Annotated in this window: 1 protein-coding gene and 1 pseudogene; one reads left to right on the forward strand and one right to left on the reverse strand. The window is 47.4% G+C overall.

Translation table 11 applies throughout. The features are described 5' to 3' along the window. Positions 1-1,621 (forward strand): annotated as a pseudogene (locus ACQY6Q_RS11595) (LapD/MoxY N-terminal periplasmic domain-containing protein); the annotation flags it as partial. Here the strand turns inward: ACQY6Q_RS11595 and ACQY6Q_RS11600 are convergent. After that, positions 1,592-1,714, reverse strand: a complete 123-nt coding sequence (locus ACQY6Q_RS11600; RefSeq protein ID WP_427981602.1) for a hypothetical protein — start codon at positions 1,712-1,714, stop codon at positions 1,592-1,594. The pseudogene ACQY6Q_RS11595 and the gene ACQY6Q_RS11600 overlap by 30 nt on opposite strands. Positions 1,715-1,757: the final 43 nt, after the last annotated feature.

Raw genomic sequence — 1,757 nt, forward strand, 5'->3', positions numbered from 1 at the left:
TTCGCTGCTTTTTAGCCTGTTCTTGCTGGTTGTTGCAAGCCTTGGCTATGTGCAATTTACTGAGACACAAAGCTTTTTGACCAAGCAAATGGAATCGGATCTAAACAATACCAGTACCTCGCTTGGACTCATGCTTACTCCAGCACTGCAAGCAGGCGATACCGCCGCAGCCGAAACCTTAGTTAATGTGATATTTGAGGGCGGCTATTACAAAAACATTAAGCTGACTTGGATGGTTGATGGCAAACAACAAGAATGGAACAACCCACTCAAAATTGAAGACGTGCCTCAATGGTTCATCAATCTCAACCTGTTTAAAACCATCAAAAAAGAAAGCACTATCACCTCAGGATGGTTACAGCTCGCTCAGCTAGAAATTACCGCGCACCCAGGTTTTGGTTACCATGAATTGTGGCGAATTATGTCTAATACCATTATCGCCTTCTCATTGCTCTTTTTAGTCGCCATTTTTACTGCGAGATTAGGCTTAACCTGGATCTTAAAACCACTGCATGCCTTATCAGACCATGCCAAAAAGATTGCCGCCCGCCAGTTTGGCCCCGATATGCCGCTGCCTAAAACCACTGAACTCAAGGACTTGGTTACCGCATTCAACAGCATGTCAGCCCAGCTTAAGCAATTGTTCCAATCACTCGATGAAGAAGTCGGCTCTTTACGTAAAAAGAACCTCACCGATCCCGCCTCTGGGCTGCCTAATCGCCAATATGTGGTCAGTCGCCTCAATGGTTGGCTAAGCGAACCGAGCAGTGGCGCCCTATTCTTAGCTAAGCTCGACTGGCTCGAAGAAGTGCACAGCAAATATGGCTATCAAGTTCGGGATGAAACCATTCGCCTATTAGCCGAAAAGCTGGTTCAGCAACTCAATGAGATCACCCCATCCGTGATAGCGCGTATTGCCGCGTTTGAATTTGCTTTCCTCGTTACCGATGTCGAGCACGATCAAATCAGTAAGTACCTGCAAACCCTGATCCGCACCATCAACCAAGAAATCTCTAAAGCAGGCTGTAAGCCCAATGAGAACTTTGCCATCGGTGTCGCTGAACGCATCGGTCAGATGAAGGTGTCAGACATTCTGGCGCAGGCGGATAACGCGCTGCAAAAAGCCCTGAAGGAACATAAATCCTTCCATTGGTTCGAAACTACAGAGCAACAGCTGTTTACCCGTGAACAGTGGCGCGACAACTTAAGCCATGCCATCAGCAATAAGAAGTTTAAGTTCCGTTGGCAGCCTATCCAGTTTTGTAATGGTGATGGTGTCGCCCAGCGAGAGCTTTACTGTCAACTTGAGTTGGGCGATAAGGTGGCTCACGCTGGCCAGTTTATGCCCTATATTGAACTGCTATCACTCGGCTCTCTGCTCGATAAGTGCCTGATTGAGACTGTGTATGAGCAAAAACTACTTGAGCGGAACTATGAGCCACTGGCAATCAACCTGACGCATCAGAGTATTAGTGATACTCAGTTCCACGACTGGCTCAATCACTTCCTGCGCAGCATGCCACAGGTTGAGCGCATCTGCTTTGAAATCCCTGAAGCAGGCGTCTATAGCGATTTAGAGTCCTGTGTGCTGTTATGCAATATTATTCGTGATAATGGCGCGGCAAAGCTCGCTATTATGCGAAGCCTCGTCATAGTAGGAGAAGGATTGGTCGAGCTTGACGTAACTTGGTCTGAGCTCTTGAAGGTACGACATTGAGCCAAATTGGCGACCAAAGTGGTCGATACCAAATTTAGCG

This window comes from Agarivorans sp., from assembly GCF_050295395.1.
Classification (GTDB): domain Bacteria; phylum Pseudomonadota; class Gammaproteobacteria; order Enterobacterales; family Celerinatantimonadaceae; genus Agarivorans.

What these genes read in the sequence shown, in the direction of transcription:
- ACQY6Q_RS11600 (WP_427981602.1), bottom strand. Translation starts at nt 1,714, where the DNA reads ATGTCGTACCTTCAAGAGCTCAGACCAAGTTACGTCAAGCTCGACCAA.